Origin of the sequence: Stenotrophomonas sp. TWI169 (assembly GCF_039674705.1) — a bacterium.
Lineage (GTDB): Bacteria > Pseudomonadota > Gammaproteobacteria > Xanthomonadales > Xanthomonadaceae > Stenotrophomonas > Stenotrophomonas maltophilia_P.
This window is the reverse complement of the sequence record NZ_JBDJOB010000031.1, coordinates 18,104-40,634: the sequence shown is the minus strand read 5'-3', so window position 1 is coordinate 40,634 and position 22,531 is coordinate 18,104. Positions and strand designations below refer to the sequence as shown.

General features: G+C 67.5%; 21 protein-coding genes. 4 read left to right on the top strand and 17 right to left on the bottom strand.

Features of this window, described 5'->3' with window-relative positions; translation table 11 throughout:
- Window positions 1-110: 110 nt before the first annotated feature.
- The 15 genes from pcaC to ABE543_RS17465 form a co-directional block, all read right to left on the bottom strand.
- Window positions 111-497, bottom strand: a complete 387-nt coding sequence (gene pcaC, locus ABE543_RS17535) for a 4-carboxymuconolactone decarboxylase (protein WP_065181323.1) — start codon at window positions 495-497, stop codon at window positions 111-113.
- A gap of 24 nt (window positions 498-521) precedes the next feature.
- Complete coding sequence (pcaD, locus tag ABE543_RS17530; protein WP_262218405.1) at window positions 522-1,307, bottom strand: 3-oxoadipate enol-lactonase; 786 nt, start codon at window positions 1,305-1,307, stop codon at window positions 522-524.
- A 25-nt stretch (window positions 1,308-1,332) separates the two neighbouring features.
- Window positions 1,333-2,676, bottom strand: coding sequence for a 3-carboxy-cis,cis-muconate cycloisomerase (locus ABE543_RS17525; RefSeq protein ID WP_346475950.1), 1,344 nt, complete (start codon window positions 2,674-2,676; stop codon window positions 1,333-1,335).
- 90 nt (window positions 2,677-2,766) lie between these two features.
- A complete protein-coding gene (pcaG, locus tag ABE543_RS17520) occupies window positions 2,767-3,330 on the bottom strand; it encodes a protocatechuate 3,4-dioxygenase subunit alpha (RefSeq protein ID WP_053517766.1) in 564 nt (187 codons plus the stop codon).
- A 4-nt stretch (window positions 3,331-3,334) separates the two neighbouring features.
- On the bottom strand, window positions 3,335-4,045 hold the full coding sequence (gene pcaH / locus ABE543_RS17515; RefSeq protein WP_164152933.1) for a protocatechuate 3,4-dioxygenase subunit beta: 711 nt from the start codon (window positions 4,043-4,045) through the stop codon (window positions 3,335-3,337).
- Between the two features lie 67 nt (window positions 4,046-4,112).
- On the bottom strand, window positions 4,113-5,321 hold the full coding sequence (pcaF, locus tag ABE543_RS17510; protein ID WP_253118853.1) for a 3-oxoadipyl-CoA thiolase: 1,209 nt from the start codon (window positions 5,319-5,321) through the stop codon (window positions 4,113-4,115).
- 7 nt (window positions 5,322-5,328) lie between these two features.
- Complete coding sequence (locus ABE543_RS17505) at window positions 5,329-5,976, bottom strand: 3-oxoacid CoA-transferase subunit B (RefSeq protein ID WP_053517768.1); 648 nt, start codon at window positions 5,974-5,976, stop codon at window positions 5,329-5,331.
- Window positions 5,973-6,653, bottom strand: a complete 681-nt coding sequence (locus ABE543_RS17500; RefSeq protein WP_053517770.1) for a 3-oxoacid CoA-transferase subunit A — start codon at window positions 6,651-6,653, stop codon at window positions 5,973-5,975. The genes ABE543_RS17505 and ABE543_RS17500 overlap by 4 nt, the downstream gene beginning before the upstream one ends.
- Window positions 6,654-6,822: 169 nt before the next feature.
- On the bottom strand, window positions 6,823-8,139 hold the full coding sequence (locus ABE543_RS17495) for an MFS transporter (RefSeq protein ID WP_181452086.1): 1,317 nt from the start codon (window positions 8,137-8,139) through the stop codon (window positions 6,823-6,825).
- 53 nt (window positions 8,140-8,192) lie between these two features.
- Complete coding sequence (gene aroD, locus ABE543_RS17490) at window positions 8,193-9,080, bottom strand: type I 3-dehydroquinate dehydratase (RefSeq protein WP_111185626.1); 888 nt, start codon at window positions 9,078-9,080, stop codon at window positions 8,193-8,195.
- Entirely contained in the window at window positions 9,080-10,369 is a 1,290-nt protein-coding gene (locus ABE543_RS17485; RefSeq protein ID WP_111185624.1) for a carbohydrate porin, read from the bottom strand. Before ABE543_RS17485 ends, aroD begins: the two co-directional genes overlap by 1 nt.
- Window positions 10,370-10,391: 22 nt before the next feature.
- Window positions 10,392-11,903, bottom strand: a complete 1,512-nt coding sequence (locus tag ABE543_RS17480) for a NosD domain-containing protein (protein ID WP_111185622.1) — start codon at window positions 11,901-11,903, stop codon at window positions 10,392-10,394.
- Between the two features lie 273 nt (window positions 11,904-12,176).
- Complete coding sequence (locus ABE543_RS17475; protein WP_180876329.1) at window positions 12,177-13,742, bottom strand: protein adenylyltransferase SelO; 1,566 nt, start codon at window positions 13,740-13,742, stop codon at window positions 12,177-12,179.
- A gap of 31 nt (window positions 13,743-13,773) precedes the next feature.
- A complete protein-coding gene (locus tag ABE543_RS17470; RefSeq protein WP_065181317.1) occupies window positions 13,774-14,463 on the bottom strand; it encodes a glutathione S-transferase in 690 nt (229 codons plus the stop codon).
- A gap of 147 nt (window positions 14,464-14,610) precedes the next feature.
- Complete coding sequence (locus ABE543_RS17465; RefSeq protein WP_005416210.1) at window positions 14,611-14,820, bottom strand: cold-shock protein; 210 nt, start codon at window positions 14,818-14,820, stop codon at window positions 14,611-14,613.
- Window positions 14,821-15,123: 303 nt separating this feature from the next.
- Here ABE543_RS17465 and ABE543_RS17460 point away from each other — a divergent pair, with 303 nt between their 5' ends.
- On the top strand, window positions 15,124-15,615 hold the full coding sequence (locus tag ABE543_RS17460) for a YaiI/YqxD family protein (protein ID WP_346475949.1): 492 nt from the start codon (window positions 15,124-15,126) through the stop codon (window positions 15,613-15,615).
- Between the two features lie 13 nt (window positions 15,616-15,628).
- On the opposite strand, the gene ABE543_RS17455 is transcribed toward ABE543_RS17460, so the two are convergent.
- The gene (locus tag ABE543_RS17455) at window positions 15,629-16,510 is read right to left on the bottom strand and encodes a pseudouridine synthase (RefSeq protein ID WP_346475948.1); all 882 of its coding nucleotides are present in this window, start codon (window positions 16,508-16,510) and stop codon (window positions 15,629-15,631) included.
- Between the two features lie 124 nt (window positions 16,511-16,634).
- On the opposite strand from ABE543_RS17455, the gene ABE543_RS17450 reads away from it, so the two are divergent.
- The 3 genes from ABE543_RS17450 to ABE543_RS17440 all read left to right on the top strand — a co-directional run bounded on the left by ABE543_RS17450 (window position 16,635) and on the right by ABE543_RS17440 (window position 20,525).
- On the top strand, window positions 16,635-17,183 hold the full coding sequence (locus tag ABE543_RS17450) for a YaeQ family protein (protein WP_053517781.1): 549 nt from the start codon (window positions 16,635-16,637) through the stop codon (window positions 17,181-17,183).
- The gene (locus ABE543_RS17445; protein ID WP_111185616.1) at window positions 17,180-18,364 is read left to right on the top strand and encodes an NAD(P)/FAD-dependent oxidoreductase; all 1,185 of its coding nucleotides are present in this window, start codon (window positions 17,180-17,182) and stop codon (window positions 18,362-18,364) included. The genes ABE543_RS17450 and ABE543_RS17445 overlap by 4 nt, the downstream gene beginning before the upstream one ends.
- Window positions 18,365-18,455: 91 nt before the next feature.
- On the top strand, window positions 18,456-20,525 hold the full coding sequence (locus tag ABE543_RS17440) for an EAL domain-containing protein (protein WP_128988965.1): 2,070 nt from the start codon (window positions 18,456-18,458) through the stop codon (window positions 20,523-20,525).
- Window positions 20,526-20,674: 149 nt separating this feature from the next.
- Here the strand turns inward: ABE543_RS17440 and fabV are convergent, their stop codons facing one another.
- Window positions 20,675-21,934, bottom strand: coding sequence for an enoyl-ACP reductase FabV (gene fabV / locus ABE543_RS17435; RefSeq protein WP_346475947.1), 1,260 nt, complete (start codon window positions 21,932-21,934; stop codon window positions 20,675-20,677).
- Window positions 21,935-22,531 lie beyond the last annotated feature (597 nt).

Here is a 22,531-nt window from a genome sequence, read left to right as displayed (position 1 = left end):
GGGGGCGCTGGGTTGGGCCTGGTTGGTCATTGGTGGCCGCCCGGGGGGTCGGGCCGGGCGCTCCCACACCGGGCCCGGGTCGCCGCGGCCCACGCCCGGCGCTACCGGCATCAGCCCTCGGCGGCCTGCTCTTCCAGAATCGGCTTAGCCAGCGCGAAGGCGTGGTTGGCCGCAGGCACGCCACAGTAGATCGCAGCCTGCAGCAGCACTTCCTTGATCTGCTCCGGCGTGACGCCGTTGTTGCGGGCGGCACGGATGTGCAGCTTGAACTCCTCGTCGTGGCCCAGCGCCACCATCATCACGATGGTCAGCAGCGAGCGCGTATGCCGCGGCAGCCCCTCACGCGTCCACACCGTGCCCCACGCTGTGCGGGTGATGAAGTCCTGGAATTCGGTGGTGAAATCGGTGCGCGCCTGCAGCGAGCGTTCCACGTGTGCCTCGCCCAGCACCTGGCGGCGCACCGCAAGGCCAGCTTCGTAGCGTTCCTGTTCGTCCATCGTGGTCTACCTGTTATGCGGGGGTCAGTGCTGCGCGGAAAGATGCGCAGCCAGTGCGGAAGTGAATGCCTGCGGCGACTCCAGGTTGCAGATGTGGCGGCCCGGGACAGCGGCGTAGTGGCCATGGGCCACGCCCTCGGCGATTGCCTGCAGATCGGTCGGCACGCACACCGGATCATCATCACCGGCAATGGCCAGCAGCGGCACGCCGATGCGGCCCAGCACATCGCGGAAGTCGGCCGTTGCCACCGCGTTGCAGCAGCCGACGTAACCGTCGACGCGGGTCGCCAGGAATACCTGCAGGATCTCTTCCACATGGCTGGCATGGGTCTGTGCGAAGGCAGCGGTGAACCAGCGTTCGCGGGTGCCATCCACGAGGGGCAACAAGCCATCGTGCTGGACCTGGGCCATACGCGCCTGCCAGCTCTCCAGCGTGCCGATCTTCGCCGCGGTGGCGGCCACGGTGAGCGTGCGCAGCCGGTTGCCCGCATGCACGCCCAGCCACTGCCCGGTCAGACCACCGATCGAAAGACCGCAGAAATGGCTGCGCTCGACGCCCACGTGATCCCACAGGGCCAGCACGTCGGCGCCCAGTTCGGCCACGGTGTACAAGCCGGGCGGAGCGCTGGACTGGCCGTGGCCCCGACGGTCATAACGCAGGATTCGATACTGCGAGGCCAGCGCATCCACCTGCGGCTGCCACATGCCCAGGTCGGTACCGAGCGAATTGCAGAACGTCAGCCATGGCGCGTCGGCACGGCCCTCGGTCTGGTAATGCAGGCGGTGCTGCGGAAGGTCGAGGAAGGGCATGCGTGCTCCAGCGGTGAACGTGGGATCAGCCGCGCGCGAGCACGCGGTCGATCCAGGTATCGGCCATGCCGCGCCAGCTGTCGGCAGCGAACAGGGCATCCAGTTGTGCAGCGGAAAGCTGCGAGGTGACCTCCGGCGTCTGCGCCAGCACGTCGCGCAGATGCTGCGATTGCGCCAGCGCCTGCTTCGCGGCCAGCTCCACCAGGGCGTGCGCGGCCGACTTGCCGATACGCTCGCCCAGGGTGACCGCCACGGCCTCGGCGTAGAGCAGGCCGCCATGGCTGTCCAGATGCTGGCGCATGCGTGCGCGGTCCAGTTGCAGGCCCTGCACCACCATGTCCACCTGGGCCAGGCTGCCCGCACACAGGCGGACGATCTCCGGCACGGTCTCCCACTCGGCATGCCACTGCCCGGCCGCGCGCTCGTGCGGCTGCGGCATGGCGCTGAACAACGTGGACAGCAGGCCCGGCACGCGCGTGGCGGCGGCGATGGCCGCCACGCAGCCCACCGGATTGCGCTTGTGCGGCATCGCCGAGGAGCCCCCCTTGCCCTCCCCGGCCGGCTCGAAGGCCTCCGCCACCTCGGATTGCATCAGCAGCACGATATCGCTGGCGATCTTGCCGAGGCTGCCGGTCAGCAGCGCGAACACGCTGCCCAGTTCGGCGATACGATCACGTGCGGTGTGCCAGGGCAGCGCCGGCAGCGGCAGCTGCAACTCGGCAGCCAGGGCTTCGGCCACGTCCAACCCGCGCGTCTGCAGCGAGGCCAGCGTGCCCGCGGCGCCACCGAACTGCAGCACCAGGGTGTCTTCGGCCAGTGCATCCAGGCGCCGCTGGCTGCGCTGCAGGGCATCAAGCCAACCGGCGGCCTTCAACCCGAAGGTTACCGGCACGGCCTGCTGCAGCAGCGTGCGTCCCGGCAGACCGGTGCCGCGCTCGGCCTCGGCCAGCCGCGCCAACGCCGTGCACAGCACCTGCAGTCGCGCCTGCACGTGACCGACCGCCGTGCGCAGCTGCAATACGGCGCCGGTGTCGATGATGTCCTGGCTGGTGGCACCCCAGTGCACCCAGCGCGCGGCTTCGGCATCATTCGCCTTGACCTGCGCAGTGAGCGCCTTGACCAATGGAATGGCCGGGTTGCCAGCCATCGCGGTGGCGGCCGACAGCGCCGGCAGCGCATACAGATCGGCGCGGCAGGCCGCTTCGATCGGGGCCAGTGCAGTGGCGGGAATCACCCCGCACCGCACCTGCGCGCGTGCCAGCGCGCGCTCGACGTCCAGCATCGCCTGCAGGCGCGCTTGATCACTGAACACGGCGTCGACGGCAGAATCGCCGAACAGACCGCCCAGCAGCGTTGGGGAGAGGCTCATCGGTGCAGTCCATCCTGGGTGGCCACAGCTTACCCGCGCCCGCTGCGTGCGGGCGTGGAGTGGCCGGAAGGCGCGTCGCGCGCGCCGCGATCAGTAGGCGAAGAAGACCGTCTCATCCGGGCCCTGCATGCGCACGTCCCACCGGTACAGACCCTTGCCCTGCGCCTGCGCAACCAGCGTGTGACGGCGCTCGGGCGGTACCAGCGCGAGGATGCCGTCCTCGCCATTGCTGGCCTCGTCGCTGAAGTAGATGCGGCCCCGCACGGCCTGCAGCAGGCCACGCATGAACACCAGCACGATCAGGTGCGGTGCCTGCGGCTCGCCACGCAGGCCCGGCACGCGGCCCGGCTTGACGGTGCTGAAGGCAAACCGCCCCTGCTCATCGGTCGGCACGCGGCCCCAGCCATCGAAGGCCGGGTCGTGGTCGTCGCGGCGCGGGTCTTCGCCGTGGGCATAGATGCCCTGTGCGTCGGCCTGCCAGATTTCCAGCACGGCATCGGACACCGGCACGCCATTGCCATCGAACACCTGGCCCTGCACGTGCACGCGTTCGCCCTGCGCGGTGGCCGGGGCGATGTCGGTGCGGTACAGCGGTTCCAGGCCCAGGCGGTAGTACGGGCCGACGGTCTGCCACGGAGTGGATTGGAAACTCATGGTCTTACTCCCAGACGGTCATCTTGCGACCGCGCAGCACGATGTCGAAGCGGTAACCCAGCGCGAATTCGTTGGCAGTGGTTTCCCAATCGAACGAGGACACCATGCGCTCGCGCGCGTTGGCATCGTCCACGCAGTTGTAGATGGGATCGAACGCCAGCAGTGGGTCGTTGGGGAAGTACATCTGCGTGACCAGCCGCTGGCCGATGCCATCGCCATGCAGGGAGAAATGGATGTGCGCCGGGCGCCAGGCGTTGTAGTGGTTACGCCACGGGTAGGCGCCGGGCTTGATGGTGGTGAAGCGGTAACGGCCTTCGCTGTCGGTCAGCACCTGGCCCGTACCCTTGAAGTTGGGATCCAGCGGTGCATCGTGCTGGTCACCCTTGTGCAGGTAACGGCCAGCAGCGTTGCACTGCCATACCTCGACCACGGTGTTGCGCACCGGGCGGCCATTCTCGTCCAGCACGCGGCCGCTGACGATGATGCGCTCGCCCTGCGGCTGGCCGGGGAAACCTGCGGTCAGGTCCGCGGCGTGCTCACCCAGGGTGATGCGGTTGATGCTCGGGCCGGTCACTTCCGAGAGCGTCACCGGGATGGCGATCGGATCGGTACCCGGGCCACGCAGCGCGGTGGAGGCATACGGCAGGTGGATGCGCGGCGGCTGGCTGCCGGGATACGGCGTGCGGTAGCCGCGCAGTTGAGTGGGATCGCTCATGGCGTACTCCTGTTGGCGAGCGGCCCGCAGGCCGCGGCTGTCGTGCAGATCATGGGTTCGTTGGGGCTCACACGCGCTCAATGGCCAGGGCTACACCCTGCCCCACGCCGATGCACATCGTGGCCAGGCCACGCCGGCCCCCGGTGGCTTCCAGCTGGCGCAGCAGGGTCAGGGCCAGGCGCGCACCGCTCATGCCCAGCGGGTGCCCCAGTGCGATGGCGCCGCCGTTGGGGTTCACGTGCGCGGCATCATCGGCCAGGCCCAGCTGGCGCATGCAGGCCAGGCTCTGCGAGGCGAACGCTTCGTTCAGCTCAATGGCATCGAAATCGGCGATGGACAAGCCCAGGCGCGTCATCAGCTTCTGGCTGGCCGGCACCGGGCCCATGCCCATGATTGCCGGCTCCACGCCGGCGCTGGCAAAGCCGAGAATGCGTGCGCGCGGGGTGAGGCCCTGCGCCTTGACCTGCGCACCGGACGCCAGCAGCAACGCCGCGGCACCATCATTGATGCCCGAGGCATTGCCTGCGGTCACCGTTCCGGGTTGCCGGAACAGTGGCTTCAGTCCGGCCAGAGCGTCTGCGGTGGTATCGCCGCGCGGGTGTTCATCGCGGTCGACAGTCACGGTCTCGCCGCGCCTGCGGCCCGGCACCTCCACCGCCTCGATTTCGCCATCGAAGAATCCACCCGCCTGCGCGGCGGCGGTGCGTTGCTGGCTGCGCAGCGCGAACGCATCCTGGTCCTCGCGGCTGATGGCGTAGCGCTCGGCCACGTTCTCGGCGGTCTGGCCCATGGTCTCCACGCCATGCAGCTCGCGCAGGCGGGAGTTGATGAAGCGCCAGCCCATGGTGGTGTCTTCAATCTGCTGGTCGCGGGCGAACGGCGAGGTCGCCTTGCCCATCACGAATGGCGCGCGTGACATCGACTCGACACCACCGGCAATGGCCAGACCCAGCTCGCCCGTGGCGATCCCACGGGCCACCGTGCCGATCGCATCCAGGCCCGACCCGCACAGGCGGTTGATCGTGCTGCCCGGCACCGTCACCGGCAGGCCGGCCAGCAGCAGGCTCATGCGCGCAACGTTCCGGTTGTCTTCGCCGGCCTGGTTGGCACAGCCGAGGTAGACGTCCTCGACCAGCGCCGGATCCAGCTGCGGGTGGCGCGCCAGCAGTGCCTTCAGCGGAATCGCGCCGAGGTCGTCGGCGCGCACGCCGGACAGCGCACCACCATAGCGACCGATCGGGGTACGGATGCCATCGACGATGTAGGTCTCGTGCAGGCTCATCTCAGGCTCCCTCGGCCAGTGCCAGCGGCAGGCCGGTCAGTTCACGCAGTTGTCCGATATCCATCCCTTCCACCATCTCCAGCACGGTCGCGCCATCAGCCCCCAGATCGAACACCGCCACATCGGTGTACACGCGCGACACGCAGCGCAGCCCGGTCAACGGGTAGCTGCACTCGGTCACCAGCTTGCTCTCGCCCTTCTTGGTGAACAGGTCCATCATCACGAACACCTGCTTGGCACCGATGGCCAGGTCCATCGCGCCGCCCACGGCCGGAATCGCATCGGGGGCCCCGGTGCTCCAGTTGGCGAGGTCGCCCTGCACCGAGACCTGGAAGGCACCCAGCACGCAGATATCGAGGTGGCCGCCACGCATCATCGCGAACGAATCGGCATGGTGGAAATAGCAGCCCCCGGTCAGCAGGGTGACCGGCTGCTTGCCGGCATTGATCAGATCCGGATCCTCCCGGCCAGGCGCCGGCGCCGGTCCCATGCCCAGCAGGCCATTCTCCGACTGCAGGAAGATCTCCTTGTCGGCCGGCAGGAAATTGGCCACCGTGGTCGGCAGGCCAATGCCCAGGTTGACGTAGGCACCTTCGGGAATGTCACGCGCCACGCGCGCGGCCATCTGTTCGCGGCTGAGCTTGTTCATGCCTGCACCCCCGCTGCGGCCACCGGCACCACGCGCTGCACGAAGATGCCCGGGGTCACCACGGCCTCCGGGTCCAGTTCACCCAGCGGCACCACCTCACGCACCTGCACGATGGCGCAGCGCGCGGCCATCGCCATCAGCGGGCCGAAGTTGCGTGCGGTCTTGCGGTACACCAGGTTGCCCCAACGGTCGCCGCGGTCGGCCTTGATCAGCGCGAAATCAGCGTGCAGCGGGTACTCAAGCACGAAGTGACGCCCGTCGATCTCACGCGTCTCCTTGCCCTGCGCCAGCTCGGTGCCGTAGCCGGTCGGGGTGAAGATCGCGCCCAGGCCGGAACCCGCCGCGTGGATGCGCGCGGCCAGATTGCCCTGCGGCACCAGCTCCAGTTCGATCTCACCGGCGCGGTAGGCGGCGTCGAAATGCTGCGAATCGGCCTGGCGCGGAAACGAGCAGACGATGCGACGCACGCGCTTGTGCCTGATCAGCGCGGCCAGGCCGGTATCGCCGTTGCCGGCGTTGTTGTTGATGATGCACAGCTCGCGCGCACCCTGTGCGATGAGCGCGTCGATCAGCTCGTCGGGCATGCCCGCCGTGCCAAAGCCGCCGATCATCACGGTGGCGCCATCATGGATATCGGCCACCGCTGCTTCCACGCTGGCCACGGTCTTGTCGATCACTGCATTGCTCCTTGCCCTGCGCGCCAGCGGTCATCACCGCCTCGCTTCAGAGCCACTGCGAAGGGAAAACACGGCCTCGACATGGTCGCCATGGCACTCCGTCCGGTCAATGCGATATTCGCACTCATGATTCGATAATCGCACATTGAGTCGACGACTCCCTCGCGGTTCAACGCTGGTTCCGGCCCACGCCCACGCGCAGACCCAGGCACGCCCAGGCCGCCAGCAGCAGCGGCAGCGCGCACAGCACATACAACGCGGAGGGCCGCCAGTGGCCATCCACCAGCACACCCACCGTGAGCGGCGAGAGGATCGCACCAACGCGGCCGATGCCGATGGCCCAGCCCAGACCGGTGGTCCGCACTTGCGCGGCGAACACCACCGGCGCCGCGGCATACAGGCCCGCCATCGCGGCGAACAGTGCTGCACCGATCACGAACGCCAACGGGAAGGCCATGCCCAGCTGCGTGTTGAAGGCGGCAAAGCCCAGCATCGACACCATCGCCAGCAGCAGCGCACCGGCGGTCAGCTTCGACAGCGACCAGCGCGAGGCCAGCCAGCCGAACAGGCTGCCGCCGACGATGCCGCCCAGATTCAACAGCACGCCTCCGGTGATGCCCTGCTGGGCGGAGACACCGGCAGAGACCAGCAGCTTCGGCGTCCAGCTCAGCACGAAGTAGAAGGCGAACATGTGCAGGAAGAAGGCCAACGCGATCAGCAGCGCGACGCGCCGCAGGTCACCCACGAACAGCGCCGCATAGCCCTGCCGCTGGCCATCACGCAGCGGCGCCGGCGGCAGCGCCTTCAGCTGCGGCATGCGCATGCGCGAGAGCAGTGCGTTCAGGCGCGGCAGCGCATCGGCCGGGCGACGCGCAACCAGGAAATCCAGCGATTCGGGCAGGCACCTGAGCACCAGCGGAATGCACACCAGCGACGCCGCGGCGCCGATCAGGAACACGCTGTGCCAGGACCAGTGTTCCAGCATCCACGCCGCCAGCAGACCGCCGGCGGTGGCGCCTATCGGATAGCCGGTGGCCTGCAGCGCGACCGCCGTACTGCGCCACTTGGCATTGGCGTACTCGGCGGTGATCACGCCCACGCCGGCCAGCATGCCGCCGATGCCGATGCCGGTGTACACGCGCAGCGCGCCCAGCTGCCAGGCGTTGGCAGCCAGCGCCGACAGCGCCATGCCGCTGGTCAGGATCAGCAGGCAGCACACGATCATCGGCCGCCGGCCCCAGCGATCGGCCAGCGGCGCCAGCAGGAACGAGCCCAGCGCCATGCCGACCAGGCCGGCGCTGAGCATCATCCCCAGCACCTTGCCCGACAGCTCCCAGTCCGCCGACACATGCGGCGCGGTAAAGGCCATGACCATCACATCGAAGCCATCGAGCATGTTCAACAGCACGCAGATGGCGATGGCGGTCCACTGGAAGGGACTCATCCGTTCCAGGACAAGCGAGGGTGCGTGGGCGGCGTGGCTCATGGGGCGGTTTCCTGCAACAGCGTGATGCGGTGGAACGTCCGGCGGGGAAGGTCTCAGCGACCGGCCTGGCTGGATGCATGGATGACCTGCAGGACGTCCTGCAGGCGATCGACTTCGACCTGGCCCGGTGCCGACGGAGTGCCGATCATGCCGAAGGTGAGCGCCTGGCCGAAGGTTTCACCAGCCAGGCGCGAGACCACACCGGTGCCCCCCATCGACATGGTCAGCAGCGGCCTGTCGCTCTGCTGGCGCACCTGCCAGGTGGCATCGAGCAGGGCCAGCACGTCGCCTGCGTCGCGCGGCATCACCGCGATCTTCAGCACGTCCGCACCCAGCGCCTGCTGCCTGAGCAGGCGCGCGACGATCTCATCGCGGGGCGGCGTTGCGTGGAAGTCATGGTTGGACATCACCACCTTCACGCCGGCCTTGTGCGCCTGCGCCACCAGCGCCTGCACCACCTTCGGATCACGGAACATCTCCACGTCGATCAGCTGGGCCACGCCGCCGCGCAGCAGCGTGGCGTAGAGCGCGCCGTAGTCGGCATCGCTGATCGGCTTGGCGCCGCCCTCGGCCTTGGTGCGGAACGTCACGATGACCGGCTTGCCGCCCAGCGTGGCCTGGATGCGCTTGCCCAGCGTGACCAGCGCCTTGCCATCGGTGGCGATGTCCAGGTAGTCGATGCGCCACTCGGCGATGTCGGTGGCCTTGCTGGCAGCGATGGCCGCCGCCTGCTGCAGGGCCACGTCAGCGGTGGCGCCAGTGATCGGCACGATGGTGCGGGGATGGCCCTCGCCAATACGCAACTGGCCGACCTGCAGTACCGCCGGCGGCGGTGCGGCCAGGGCCAGCGCCGGGACGGCGCACAGTGCACCGGCCAGCACAACCGGAGCGAGCGGGAACTTCATGGCGGTCACCAGAGCATGGAAGGAGCGCATGGCCATCAGAAGGTCACCTTGGCCTGTACGCCCACGGCCCAGGCGTTGTCGGTACCGCTGTAGTTGAACGTGCCCGGGTTGACGATGTACTGCACATCCGGGCGGATCATCAGCCACGGGTTTACCTGGACGCTGTAGGACAGTTCGAACAGCTCCTCGGCCTGGCTGAGGTTGTACAGCGGCGAATCGCCAGGCACGCCACCGGCGGCCAGCGTGGCCCGGCGCGCATCGACCAGCCGGTTGTTGATGTCGGCGCCTACGTAGCCCAGCGCGATGCTGTCCTGGGCGCGCGAGCCAATGCCCTGGTAAACCCCGCCCAGCGCATACCAGCGTTTGATCTGCGCGGTGTCGGTGTCGGACACCATGTACTGCGCGAACGCAGTCAGGCCGCGGCTGGGATCGGCCGATTCCCGGGTCAGACGCTGCTCGGCGAGCACGTAGGCGCCGTGGCGCCCGGTCGTCGGCGAAGCATCCAGACCGCGCTTGTCCACGCGTGAGGTGTCGTAGTAACCGCCGAACTTGTAGACGCCCGCGTAGCGGCTGCCCTTGGACGGGGTCCAGGTCACTTCCACCGGGAACAGCGAACCGGTGGTACCGGAAGCGAGCGGACGGAACGCGTTGCGTTCGATGTTGCCACCCAGGTTCGGATTCACCTGGAACCAGCCGGTGCGAACGTTGACGGCCGGGCTGACCTGCTGGGCGAACTCACCGCCCCAGCGTGCCACGGGGTAGTTGTACCAGCCGCTGTTGCCCGACATCGCCAGCGGGTGCGCGCAGAACGCCGCATTGACGAAGTGGGTCAGCAGGCTGTGCAGGCCGAACTGGTTGCCCATCGCGTAATAGCCCAGCTTGTAGTACGACTGCCCCGCGTTGAAGGTCTGGTCGTAGCTCAGTTCGGTCAGCCGCGTGTACTGGCCGCCGTACGCTTCCTGGATGGGGAAGCGGTTGCCGACGAAGTCCACCGAGGTGCTGCGGCCGCGACGGTCGTTGAGGGTGAAGTGGAAGGCACCGCCGTTCCAGCCGGCCAGCGTGCCCATGTCCAGGTCCACGCCAACGCGCACCTGCTGCGCATAGCGCGCACCGGTTTCGCCGTAGCCTCCATCGACCACGCCCATGGCTTCACCCACGTAGTCGCCGCGGAAGGCGATGCCACGCTCGAACAGATCGGTGCGGGTGCCGCCCCAGTCGCCAGTGAGGGTCCTGCCTTCGTAGCGGTTGCTCGACTGCGCGCTGGCGATGCAGGGCAGCAGCGCGGTGGCCAGGACGGCCAGGGAAACGGGTTTCGCAAGATTCATGATCGCGGTCTCGTGGAGATGATCAGCGCAGCGACAGCGGCGCGCTCAGGGGGGAGGTGGCGCCCTGCGCCGAGGTGACCGTGGCGGTCAGGCTGCCGGCAGCCGCAGCATCTGCCGCGGCGCCGAGCGGGAAGGTGAAACGGCCCTGCCCCTGCGCATCGGTGCGCGCCTGCACGCTGCCCAGCACCCACTCGGCCTCGCTGCTGCTGGCGGCGCGGTTACCGAACACTTCGACCTGGTAACGGCTGTCGGGCGTGCCCTGGAAACGACCGATCAACTGGCGCTGCGTACCCTCGCCCTGCACGCCAGTCAGCTGCGGCGCCGCCTGGCCCAGGTTCGGCAGCGGCTGGCAGTCGGTCTGGCCGGCAGCGGAGCAGATGCGCGCACGCTTGGACGGATCATTGTCGACACCACGACCACGTGAACCGACGAAGCTGGCGTGTTCCAGGCCCGGCACGCCGAACACGATGGCGCCGCGCGGTTGGCCCTTCACGCAGGCGCCGCCCGCCTCGCAGCGCTCGATCGGCAGGCCGTTGCCGAAGATGCGGTTGGCGGTGAAGCGGTTCGGCGCACTGACCGGCTGCGGGCGCACGCCGATGCCGATGCCATTGCCGGTGATGATGTTGCCATCGACCACGTTGCCGCTGCCGGTGATGCTCAGGCCCAGCGAATTGCCGGTGAAGGTGTTGGCGGCGATGTAGTTGCGGTTGCCCCAGTTGATCTGCAGGCCATCGGAGTAATCGACGAAGCGGTTGTGTACCACGCTGTTGTCGTTGCCCCAGAGGATTTCGATGCCCTGCGACGGTTCCGGGTTGGCCTGGGTGGACTGGAACAGGTTGTCGGCCACCAGGTTCCAGGCCGCGCCACGGGTCAGCTCAAGTCCATCGCCGTTGTCGAGGAATTCATTGCGCACGATGCGGTTGTGCACGGTGGTGGTGGCAGTGGACTGCCCTGTGCCGTCGTCCCCGGTGAGCATGATGCCGGCGCCGCCCTTGTTGGCGACGATGCGGTTGTCGTGGATCTCGTTGTGGCTGGAGCGGTTGACCAGCACACCGATGCAGAAATTGCGGATCTCCAGACCGGCCAGTTCAACGCCTTGGGTATCCCGCAGGACCAGCCCCGGCAGCGTGGTGGTGCGCACGTTGGTGCCCGACTGGCCCGGTTCGGCGCCCGGACAGGCGTCGGTGCCGGTGCCGGTGACGTAGGCCGAACCGTCGATGGCGACGAACTGGCCATCGCGGCCCCAGGACGTGCCGATGATCTGCACCGGCCCCTTGATCTCCGGCAGCGGCGAGGTCGGCTTGATCACATGGGGCGCGGTACCCACCGCGTCGATCTCGATGCGATAGCGACCCGGCGCGGTGTTGGCGGTGGTGATCGCCCAGCGCAGGGAGCCGGGACGGGTGTCGTCGGCGTAGCGGTCCACGCGCAGCACCTGCAGGGGCCCGCGCGGCGGTTCGGCCTGGTAGGCCAACGCCAGGGTCGGCAACTGGGCGAGCAGGAACAGAGAAACAATGGACAAGCGACGGCGCATGCGATCACTCCGCACAGGTGAAGGGAAATCCTGCGGTCTTCCCCTGCACCTGGCTTCAGCACCGGGTCGGGTGCTGCCCTCGCCCCGCCAGGGGTGGATCGCTTGGACTGCTTTGAATCTGCGGAAGTGAAATTAGGTTTATCGCACTGCACCATTCAAGTGCGGTAATCGACTACGCGTGCGAATATCGCACTGAATGGGTACGACCATCGTTGTAGGGAAGGCTGCACTGGCACTTGCCAGGCAAAGCGCACGGCTGCGCCGTAGCACCGGTCAGGAACTGCAGGACAGCATCGAGCAGCCGGCGCGGTCGTCGGCCCAGGCCGGGCGCCTGCTGGCGAAATGCTCACGTCCGGCGCGTTGGGTGTACGGATCGCGCAGCACGTCCTGCAAGGCGTGTACGCCGCCCATGTCCCCTTGTTCCGCACGGTCGATCGCTTCCTGCGCCAGCCAGTTGCGCAGCACGTACAGCGGATTGGCCGCGCCCATCTTCGCCAGGCGCTCGGCGGCCGGAAGAGGATCCGCCCGCAATCGCGCGGCGTAGTCCTGCAGCCACTGCCGCAGCGGCACCTGCACGGCCTCCTGCCGCTCCCGGTCGTAATAGACCTCAGCCAGTGCCGCCGGATCGGGCGATGCCGGATCGATCCGCATCAAGGCGCGCCAGGACAGGGTCATGTCCATGCCACCGTCCTGCAGCAGCTGCTGCCAGCGCTGGTAGAGCTGCAGATCGGCATCATCGGCAGCTGCCAGGCCAAGCTTGGCCGCCGCATCGCGACGCGTGCAGGCGGCAAAGGTGGCCTGATAGGCAGCAAGGCCCGCCTGCAACGGCGCGACGTCGGCAAACAAGGGCGACAGCGCCTGCGCAAGCCGCCCCAGATTCCAGTACGCCACCTGCGGCTGCGTTCCGAAGCGGTAGCGACGGCCCTGTGCGTCAGTCGTGTTCGGGGTCCAGTCCGGATCGAAGTCCTCGACCCAGCCATAGGGGCCATAGTCGAGAGTGAGGCCGAGCACGGAAAGGTTGTCGGTGTTCATTACCCCATGCACGAAACCGACACGCATCCAGTGCGCGACCATCTCGGCGGTGCGCACCGCGATCTGCGCGAACCAGTCACCGTACAGCGCCTCACCCTGCCCCGCCAGTTCGGGGAAATCACGGGCGATGCAGGCATCCACCAGTTGCTGCAGCAGTGACGTCTCACCGCGCGAGGCCGGCAGTTCGAACGAACCGAAACGCAGGAACGAGGGCGACACACGGCATACGATCGCGCCGGGCTCGGCTCGCGGACGGCCGTCATAGAACATGTCGCGCACCACGTGCTCGCCGGTACCGACCAGCGACAGCGCACGCGTGGTCGGTACACCGAGGTGGTGCATGGCCTCACTGCACAGGAATTCACGGATCGACGAGCGCAGCACCGCGCGACCGTCGGCGCCACGGGAGTACGGGGTCGGGCCTGCACCCTTCAGCTGCAGTTCCCAGTGCCGGCCATCCGGCGCAACCAGCTCGCCCAGCGAGATCGCCCGCCCATCGCCAAGCTGGCCCGCCCAGTGACCGAACTGGTGCCCGCCGTAATTGGCGGCCCACGGCTGCATGCCCGGATACAACGCGTTGCCAGCGAATACCTGGGCAAACGTGCCGCTCGACACTTCAGCCACATCGATGCCGAGCAGAGCGGCGACCTCCGGCGACCAGGCCAGCAGGGTCGGCGCGGCGACAGGCGTCGGCATCACCGACGACCAGGCCGCCTCTCGGACTTCACGCCGGCGGGGCCCGGCTTCCGGGTCGCCCGGCAGGACGGTCAGCAGACGGTTGTCGAATCGCGGGAAGGGGCTGTCCATGGCCCTGACATGGGGATGGACGCCGCCGACCTCAATCGCCGCGCAGCGCCTGCAGCGATCCGCCGTGCGCTTCAGCGCGCTGGTAGGCCGGGCGTTCACCGATGCGCTGGAGAAACGCGCGCAGCGCCGGCTTGTCGTCCAGTCCGCCTCCGCGCGCCGCTGCGGCCTGGATCGGGAAGCTCATCTGGATATCGGCCGCGGTGAAACGCTCACCCGCGAACCACGGGCTCTCGGCCAGGCGGCGCTCCATCCAGTCCAGGTGCAGGCGGCGCTGCGGGCCGACGAAGCTCTGCTCGGCCTTGTCGGCGATGCTGCGGGCGATCGGGCGCACGAAGAACGGCACCGGCGCGTTGCGGATGCGGCTCATCACCAGCGTCAGCAGCAGCGGCGGCATCGCCGAGCCTTCGGCGTAGTGCAGCCAGTAGCGATAGGCCATGCGCTCGGCACCTTCGGCCGGTATCGGCGACGGCGACACCTGCCGCTGCGTGTCGTAGCGGTCAGCCAGGTAATCAAGAATGGCGCCGGATTCGGCCAGCACCTGCTCACCGTCCTGCAGCACCGGTGATTTCCCCAGCGGATGTACCTGGCGCAGTGCCGGCGGTGCCAGCAGCGTTCTGGGGTCGCGCGGGTAACGGCGCAGTTCGTAGTCCAGCCCCAGCTCCTCCAGCATCCACAGCACGCGCAGCGAACGGGAATTCTCGAGGTGATGGACGATGCGCATGAAAGGACTCCAGAGGGGTGCAAGCATCGTAACGCGCCTGCACGCATGCGCCTGTGGATTCGATCCGTGCCTGCTCCCGCCGACGCAAAAAAAAACGCCGGAAGCTTGCGCTTCCGGCGTTCTGGCTACCCGAGGGCAGCAGACGGATTAGACCGCCTGCACCTGGTCAGCCTGCATACCCTTCTGGCCCTGGACGGCGATGAAGGTGACCTTCTGGCCTTCCTGCAGGGTCTTGAAGCCGGTGCCCTGGATGGCGCGGAAGTGCACGAACAGGTCCGGGCCGCTTTCCGGGGTGATGAAGCCGAAGCCCTTGGCGTCGTTGAACCACTTGACGGTGCCGGTCTGACGTTCAGACATATTTACTAACTCCTGAAACACATGTTGAAAAAAATCGCAGCCACCGGGTATCGGGGCCGAGACTGAGTTGCAGGCGTTGGTAAAGCGGATCGATGAGTGGATCGTGAGATCAACTGCACCAGGCCACGATTCACGGTGACCCTAGCAAACACAGTGGGTCGCACGATACGCGTGTTTTCCCCAAAAAGCGATAGCCCCGGCATTCATCGCCACCCCGCCCCCGCTAGGCGTGGCAAGGGCTGGCAGTCGGTCGGGCCCGGACCCGGGGACCCATTCAGGTTTTTCCTACCCTACACTGGGTAAATGACTGAAGCTGAAACCCCGGCTGAACTGCCCCGTCCCCGCATCTGGGTGGACGCAGACGCCTGCCCCGTTGTCATCCGCGACATCCTGTTCCGGGCCGCCGAGCGGGTCGGCCTGGAGTTGACCCTGGTCGCCAACCAGTGGATCCGCACCCCGCCCTCGCGCTGGATCCGCTCCCTCCAGGTGCCGCAGGGCCTGGACGTGGCTGACAGCGCCATCGTCGAACGGGTCGCCGCCGGCGATCTGGTTGTCACCCAGGACATTCCATTGGCCGCGCTGGTGCTCGAACGAGGCGCGCTGGCCCTGCATCCGCGCGGGGAGCTGTTCACCGCCGACACCATCGCCCAGCGCCTGTCGGTACGCAATTTCATGGAAGAGCTGCGCGGCGCCGGCGTCCAGACCGGGGGCCCGCCTCCCCTGCATGCGCGCGACCGCCAGGCGTTCGGCAGCGCGCTGGACCGCTGGTTGGCCCGCATCCACGTGGCGCGATGAGGCGGGGCCCGGCTCACGCCACCGCTGGGCCCAGCTCCGGGCCCAGCTGACGCTGGCTGCTGAACACCCGCCGTTCCCCATTCAGGGGATCGTCGAAGGACAACGCCCGCGCCAGCAGTTGCAGCGGCGCCTGCGCCCCGCTCGCGGCCGGACGCAGCTGCGGATACAGGTCGTCTCCGATGATGGGCGCGCCCAGCGCCGCCATGTGCACGCGCAGCTGGTGCTTGCGACCGGTTCTCGGCTGCAGGCGGTAGCGCCAGACCGGACCTGTCGCGTCGATCACCTCGATGCGGGTACTCGCATTCGGCTCGCCCTCCATTTCGCCCATGCGGAAGAACGGTTGTGCCGGGCCGATGCGACTGTGGCGCTCGAACGGGAAGTCCAGCGCCGGCAGTGCCGGGGCCAGCGCCTCGTAGGTCTTGTCGATACGGCGCTCGCGGAACAGGCGCTGGTAGGCATCGCGCGACTCCGGTCGCAGCGAGAACAGGACCAGCCCAGCGGTGAGCCGGTCCAGGCGGTGCAGCGGTGCCAGCTGCGTGTTGCCGGTCCGCGCCACCAGCCGCGCCAGCAGGGTTTCGCGGACATGGGCACCCGCCGGGGTCACCGGCAGGAAGTGCGGCTTGTCGACCACCAGCAGATGCTCGTCCTGGTAGAGGATCGTCTCGTTGAACGGAATGCGCGGCTCGTGGCTGACCTCGCGGAAATACAGGATTTCCAGCCCCACCTGCCACGGCTGGTCCGCCGCCAGCGCCCTGCCCTGCGCATCCTGTACCCGTCCGCGCGCGAACCGGTCCTGCCACTGGCTGCGGTCGATGCGCGGAAAGCGTGCGCACAGGCCGTCCAGCAGGGTCGGCCAATGGCCGGGCGGCAGCTGCAGCCGGCTGGGCAGGGTCATCGCGTCCGCTCCGGCGGCAACAGGAACCGCAAGCGTGCCACCGTTGACGCGCGGCAGACACCCCGGCCACGGACACCCCTGCAGCAAACCTCTATCATTGTCCTCTTTAGTCGACGGATCCCCCATGGCCCTCACCGCCACCATCCGCAAGGCCGAGTTGCAGATCAGCGACATGGATCGCGGCTACTACGCGACCCACAACCTGACCCTGGCCCAGCATCCGTCGGAAACCGACGAGCGCCTGATGGTGCGCCTGCTCACCTTCGCCCTCAACGCCGACGACCGCCTGGAATTCGGCCGGGGCCTGAGTACGGATGACGAGCCGGACCTGTGGCAGCACGACTACACCGGCGACATCCTGCAGTGGATCGACCTCGGCCACCCCGATGAATCCCGTATCCGCAAGGCCAGCAATCGCAGCCGCCAGGTGCAGGTGGTCAACTACGGCGGCAATGCGTCCGACATCTGGTGGGGCAAGCAGGGCAAGGGCCTGGCGCGCTTCGACAACCTGTCGGTGATCGACCTCGATGGCACCTTCGTCGAGCAGTGGGGCCAGCAGATCCAGCGTGCCATGCGCTTCAGCGTGCTGATCCAGGACGGCGAGGTGCAGATCCTCAACGACCAGATCCAGCTCGACATCATCCCCACCTGGCGCAAGCGCGCCAAGGCATGAGTACGACGCGCTGCGACGTCGTGGTGATCGGTGCCGGTGCCGCCGGCCTGATGACCGCGATCACCGCCGGCCGGCGCGGCCGCCAGGTGCAGGTGATCGATCACGCCAACAAGATCGGCAAGAAGATCCTGATGTCCGGCGGTGGCCGCTGCAACTTCACCAACACCGGCACCACCCCGGCCAACTTCCTGTCGGCCAATCCGCACTTCTGCAAATCGGCGCTGGCCCGGTATACGCCTTGGCACTTCATCGAGATGGTCGAGCGCCATGCCATCGCCTATCACGAGAAGGAGCTGGGGCAGCTGTTCTGCGACGTTTCGTCCAAGCAGATCGTGAAGATGCTGGTGGACGAGTGCCAGGCAGCGGGTGCGCACATCCGTACCCACTGCAGCGTCGAGCGCATCGAGCACGGGACGGATGGCTTCCGTGTGCACACCACGCAGGGGATGTTCCACTGCGCCTCGCTGGTGGTCGCCACAGGTGGCCTGTCCATCCCCAGCCTGGGCGCAACCGGCTTCGGCTACGAGATTGCACGCCAGTTCGGGCATGCCGTGCTGCCGACCCGCGCCGGACTCGTGCCGCTGACCCTCAGTGGCAGGCACCAGGAGCGCCTGGCCGACCTGAGCGGTGTCGCCCTGCCGATCGAGGCGCGCTGCAACGGCATGCAGTTCCAGAATTCCATGTTGCTCACCCATCGTGGCGTCAGCGGCCCGGCGATCCTGCAGATCTCCTCCTTCTGGCAACCCGGCGATGCACTGGAACTGGATCTGCTGCCCGGCCAGGATGCCGGCCAGTGGCTGCGACGGATGAAACAGGAGCGGCCAGCCGCCGAACTGCGCACGGTGCTGGCCGAGGTCCTGCCCAAGCGCCTGGCCCAGCGCCTGTGCGAACACTGGCTGCCGGACCGCCCGGTACGGCAGCTGGATGAGCCCCAGCTGCGCCAGGCTGCGCAGCTGCTGGGTGCGTTCCCGCTGGTGGCCAGTGGCACCGAAGGTTACCGCACCGCCGAGGTTACGCTGGGCGGCGTGGACACCGCCGACGTTTCGTCCTCCACGATGGAATCCAAGCGCGTGCCGGGCCTGCATTTCGTCGGCGAAGTGCTGGACGTCACCGGCTGGCTTGGCGGCTACAACTTCCAGTGGGCCTGGGCCAGCGGCCACGCCGCCGGCAGCGTGGTGTGAACCGCATCGCCGTTCGGGGTGCGGGATGCCTGCACGCATGGACGGCTCGCCGAGCATCGTGTATCAAGATCCGCAGATTGGGGAGCAGTGCATGCAGAACGCGAACGACATCACCATCCGCCTGCTGATCGTCGACGACAGCGGCGAGAATGCGGAAGCCATCGTCAGCACGCTGCGCAACAGCGGCATCGCCGTGCGCCCCTGGCGCCCGCAGGATTCGGCCGAGCTGTCGCAGGTGCTGGCCAACCAGGCCATCGATCTGGTGCTGGCCTCGCCCTCGCAGGGCATCCCGCTGCCGCTGGTGGCCCAGCACATCGCGGCCAGTGGCAAGGACATTCCGCTGGTGCTGCTGGCCGAGCGCATCGACGAGGATGAGCTGGTCCAGGCCAGCAGCCATGGCATCCGCGCCCTTGCCCTCCGTCAACGGCCGGAGCATCTGCTGGCGGTGGTCCGCGACCAGTGGGTCGACCTGCAGGCGCGCCGCGGGCTGCGTCGCATCGAGGCACAGATGCGCGAGACCGAGCGCCGTTGCGACGCGCTGATTGCCTCCTCCCGCGAACCCATCGCCTATGTGCACGAAGGCATGCACATCCGCGCCAACGATGCCTATCTGGACATGTTCGGCTACGAGCATTTCGACGACATCGAGGGCATCTCGCTGCTGGACATGGTGGCCGCCCAGCATGTTGATGACTTCAAGCAGCTGCTGAAGAGCCTCAGCCGCGGCGAAGCGCCACCACCGCAGTACCAGCTCGATGCACGCCACCAGGATGGCAGTGCGTTTCCGGCAACGATGGAATTCACCGCAGCCACCTATGAGGGCGAATCCTGCCTGCAGGTCGTGTTCCGCCGCCGGATCGAGTTCGACCCGGAACTGGCCCGAGAGGTCGAGGATCTTCGCCAGCGCGACCAGGTGACCGGCCTGCTGAACCGGCCGACCTTCATGCTGCAGGTCGAAAGTGCGGTCGCCCAGGCTGGCCGCAGCGAGGGCCAGTTCGGCCTGCTGCTGGTCGAGCCCGACCACTATGCGCGGCTGATGCCGGACATCGGGCTGGCCTCGGCCGATACCCTCATCGGCGCGCTGGCCTCCCTGCTGGCCGATGTCGTGGGGGAGGACGCGCAGCTGGCGCGCTTCGGCGAACACAGCTTCGCCGTGCTGCAGGCCGGCCCCTATGCGCAGACCGTGGCACTGGCCGAACGCATCCGTGAGGCATATGCCGCCCATGTGTTCAGCATCGGCGCGCGTTCGGCCACGGTCACCGTGAGCATCGGCGGTGTCCAGGTCGGCGAGAAGATCGCCAGTATCGGCCAAGTCCTGGCGCGTGCCAGCGAGTGCACGCAGGCGGCCGCCGAGCTGGGCAACACCTGTCGCATCTTCGATCCGGCCGCGGTCGATCGGGTCGAGGAAGAACGTGTGCAGCGATGGGTCGGCCGCATCCGCGAAGCCCTGGACGGCGACGGCTTCCAGCTGCATTACCAGCCGGTACTGAACCTGCAGGGCGAGCCACTGGAGCTGTACGAAGCCTATCTGCGACTGGAGCACAACGGTGAACTGCTCAGTCCCACCGCTTTCCTTGGCATCGCCGAGGAACACGGGCTGCTGGCCGAGATCAACCGCTGGGTGGTGTCCAAGGCCATCACGGTGCTGGGGCAGCGCGCGCGCGAAGGCAGCGCCACCCAGATGCTGGTGAAGGTCACCCCCGAATCGTTCGACGACCCGCAGATGATTGCCACCCTGCGTGGTGAACTGAAAGCGCACGGGGTTCCGGGCGAGCGCCTGTGGCTGCATGCGCCGGAAGCGAAGGTGTTCACCCACCTGCGCAGCGCCCAGCAGTTCCTGGCCGCCGTGGCCCCGCTGGGCTGCCGCATCGGCCTGGAACAGTTCGGGTCCGGCCTGGATTCGTTCCAGCTGCTGGCCCACTTCCAGCCGCAGTTCCTCAAGCTGGACCGTGGATTCACCAGCGACCTGGCGGCGACCCGCGAGAACATCGACCGCATCAGCCAGATCACGGCGCGCGCGCAGGAGGCCGGTATCCGCACCATCGCCGAGTTCGTCAGCGATGCCAACTCCATGACGCTGCTGTTCAGTGCAGGCGTGGACTACGTGCAGGGCGACTTCGTCGGTCCGGCGCTGCCGACGATGAGTTTCGACTTCGGGTGATCCCGCATCGCCGGGCATGGCCCGGCGCTACCAAGGGGCGCCGGGGTATCGCCGGCCCATGCACGACGAGCCTGGTAGCGCCGGGCCCAGCCCCGCGAGCAAAGCGGCGCGCCCAAAGTTAAAAAGCCGGCTTTAGCCGGCCATTTAGATCAAGTCATATAGAACAGGTTGTTGATGTTAACATCCGGATCGACGTCGGCCTCGTAGTCGACGCCTTCAACGCCGAAACCGAACAGGCGCAGGAAGTCCGCCTTGTAGCCGGCCAGGTCGCTGATCTCATACAGGTTCTCGTTGGTCACCTGCGGCCACAGCGCAACCACCTTGCCCTGCACGTCTGCCGCCATTTCCTTGTAGTCGGCACGCAGGCGGCCTTCTTCATCGACCAGCGCGACGGTATGGCCATCGCCATCGACCAGATCGTGACGCAGGCGGTCGATCGCCACGCCGTCGGCCTTGCCGCCGTAGAGGATGTCGTAGAGCACGTCCAGCTGCTCGATGCAGCCTTCGTGGGTGCCCTTTTCCTTCATCACCTTGAACAGCAGCGACAGGTACAGCGGCATCGTCGGAATGGCCGAGCTCGCCTGGGTGACCACGGCCTTGAGCACCGACACGCGGGCATCACCGCCGATCTTCGCCAGCTTCTCGCGCAGGCCCAGCACCTTGGTGTCGAGATCCTTCTTGGCAGCGCCGATCGAGCCATTCCAGTAGATGGCCTGGGTGATTTCTTCGCCAACGTAGGTGAAGGCGGTGGTGGTGCAGCCGTTGGCCAGCACGCCGGCATCGGCCAGCGCGTCGATCCACATCTGCCAGTCTTCACCGCCCATCACTGCGACGGTCCCTGCGATTTCCTCCGGCGTCGCCGGCTGCAAAGTGGTCTCGGTGATCACTTCCTTGTCGGTATCCAGGCCACGCAGCGTGATCGGCTCACCGATCGGCTTCAGCGTGGAACTGATCACTTCACCGGTCTTTGGGTGCTTGCGGCGCGGCGCAGCCAGGCTGTAGACGACCTGGTCGACCTGGCCGAGATCGGCCTTGATCATCTCGATGGTGCGCGCCTTCACTTCATCCGAGAACGCATCACCATTGATGCTCTTGGCATACAGGCCCGCCTCATCGGCATAGCGGTGGAACGCCGCCGAGTTGTACCAGCCCGCCGTGCCCGGCTTGGTCTCGCTGCCGGGACGCTCGAAGAACACGCCCAGGGTCGCCGCACCGCTGCCGAACGCGGCAGTGATGCGGGCGGCCAGGCCGTAGCCGGTCGAGGCGCCGATCACCAGCACGCGCTTGGGACCGTTCTGGATCGGCGGGCGGGCGCGGATGTAATCGATCTGCTGCTTGACGGCGGCGTCGCAGCCGGTCGGATGGGTGGTGACGCAGATGAAGCCGCGGACGCGCGGTTTGATGACCATGGATACCTCGGGTTGGCAGATGCGGCGCGCAGGGCGCTCAGCAGGAATCGGAGGGCGCGCCTGCGCGCGCGAACCGCAGGATCGTAGTGCGCGAGAGCCGAATGCACAACCGACGCTGCCGTAGGGTGGTGTTTGTTTTGCAGGGTTGCACCCTGCACCTGCCGAATCAACGTCAACGTCAACGTCAACGTCAACGTCAGAAGCGAGCTATCTGCGGGATGGCGGGGCAGGTCCGGTTGCGGGGGACGCCGCAAGTACGTCCATGTAGGCTCGGTCGCGCCATCCATGGCGCTCACGCCCCCGCAACCGGACCCACCCCGCCTTCGACAGTCTTCCGCGTTCTGTCGGAACCGCATTCTGCTCTGGTGGGTGTCGACCTTGGTCGACACGATTGAATTCATTCGAAATCTGACAGATGTGTCGACCAAGATCGACACCTACCGACAGCCGCGTGAACGTGTCGAAGGTGGGGCGGTGTCGGAGTGCGGGGTGTCAGCCGCATGGATGCGGCTGCCAAGCCCCCATGGACGGGTTTACGGCGTCCCCGCACTCCGACACCGCCCCGCCATCCCGCAGAATGCCCGCTGTTGATGTTGC

Bases quoted from the DNA above. Each gene is read 5' to 3' on its own strand.
- pcaC (WP_065181323.1), bottom strand. From the start codon at position 497: ATGGACGAACAGGAACGCTACGAAGCTGGCCTTGCGGTGCGCCGCCAG.
- pcaD (WP_262218405.1), bottom strand. From the start codon at position 1,307: ATGCCCTTCCTCGACCTTCCGCAGCACCGCCTGCATTACCAGACCGAG.
- ABE543_RS17525 (WP_346475950.1), bottom strand. From the start codon at position 2,676: ATGAGCCTCTCCCCAACGCTGCTGGGCGGTCTGTTCGGCGATTCTGCC.
- pcaG (WP_053517766.1), bottom strand. From the start codon at position 3,330: ATGAGTTTCCAATCCACTCCGTGGCAGACCGTCGGCCCGTACTACCGC.
- pcaH (WP_164152933.1), bottom strand. From the start codon at position 4,045: ATGAGCGATCCCACTCAACTGCGCGGCTACCGCACGCCGTATCCCGGC.
- ABE543_RS17505 (WP_053517768.1), bottom strand. From the start codon at position 5,976: ATGAACAAGCTCAGCCGCGAACAGATGGCCGCGCGCGTGGCGCGTGAC.
- ABE543_RS17495 (WP_181452086.1), bottom strand. From the start codon at position 8,139: ATGAGCCACGCCGCCCACGCACCCTCGCTTGTCCTGGAACGGATGAGT.
- aroD (WP_111185626.1), bottom strand. From the start codon at position 9,080: ATGGCCATGCGCTCCTTCCATGCTCTGGTGACCGCCATGAAGTTCCCG.
- ABE543_RS17485 (WP_111185624.1), bottom strand. From the start codon at position 10,369: ATGAATCTTGCGAAACCCGTTTCCCTGGCCGTCCTGGCCACCGCGCTG.
- ABE543_RS17480 (WP_111185622.1), bottom strand. From the start codon at position 11,903: ATGCGCCGTCGCTTGTCCATTGTTTCTCTGTTCCTGCTCGCCCAGTTG.
- ABE543_RS17475 (WP_180876329.1), bottom strand. From the start codon at position 13,742: ATGGACAGCCCCTTCCCGCGATTCGACAACCGTCTGCTGACCGTCCTG.
- ABE543_RS17470 (WP_065181317.1), bottom strand. From the start codon at position 14,463: ATGCGCATCGTCCATCACCTCGAGAATTCCCGTTCGCTGCGCGTGCTG.
- ABE543_RS17465 (WP_005416210.1), bottom strand. From the start codon at position 14,820: ATGTCTGAACGTCAGACCGGCACCGTCAAGTGGTTCAACGACGCCAAG.
- ABE543_RS17460 (WP_346475949.1), top strand. From the start codon at position 15,124: ATGACTGAAGCTGAAACCCCGGCTGAACTGCCCCGTCCCCGCATCTGG.
- ABE543_RS17455 (WP_346475948.1), bottom strand. From the start codon at position 16,510: ATGACCCTGCCCAGCCGGCTGCAGCTGCCGCCCGGCCATTGGCCGACC.
- ABE543_RS17450 (WP_053517781.1), top strand. From the start codon at position 16,635: ATGGCCCTCACCGCCACCATCCGCAAGGCCGAGTTGCAGATCAGCGAC.
- ABE543_RS17445 (WP_111185616.1), top strand. From the start codon at position 17,180: ATGAGTACGACGCGCTGCGACGTCGTGGTGATCGGTGCCGGTGCCGCC.
- ABE543_RS17440 (WP_128988965.1), top strand. From the start codon at position 18,456: ATGCAGAACGCGAACGACATCACCATCCGCCTGCTGATCGTCGACGAC.
- fabV (WP_346475947.1), bottom strand. From the start codon at position 21,934: ATGGTCATCAAACCGCGCGTCCGCGGCTTCATCTGCGTCACCACCCAT.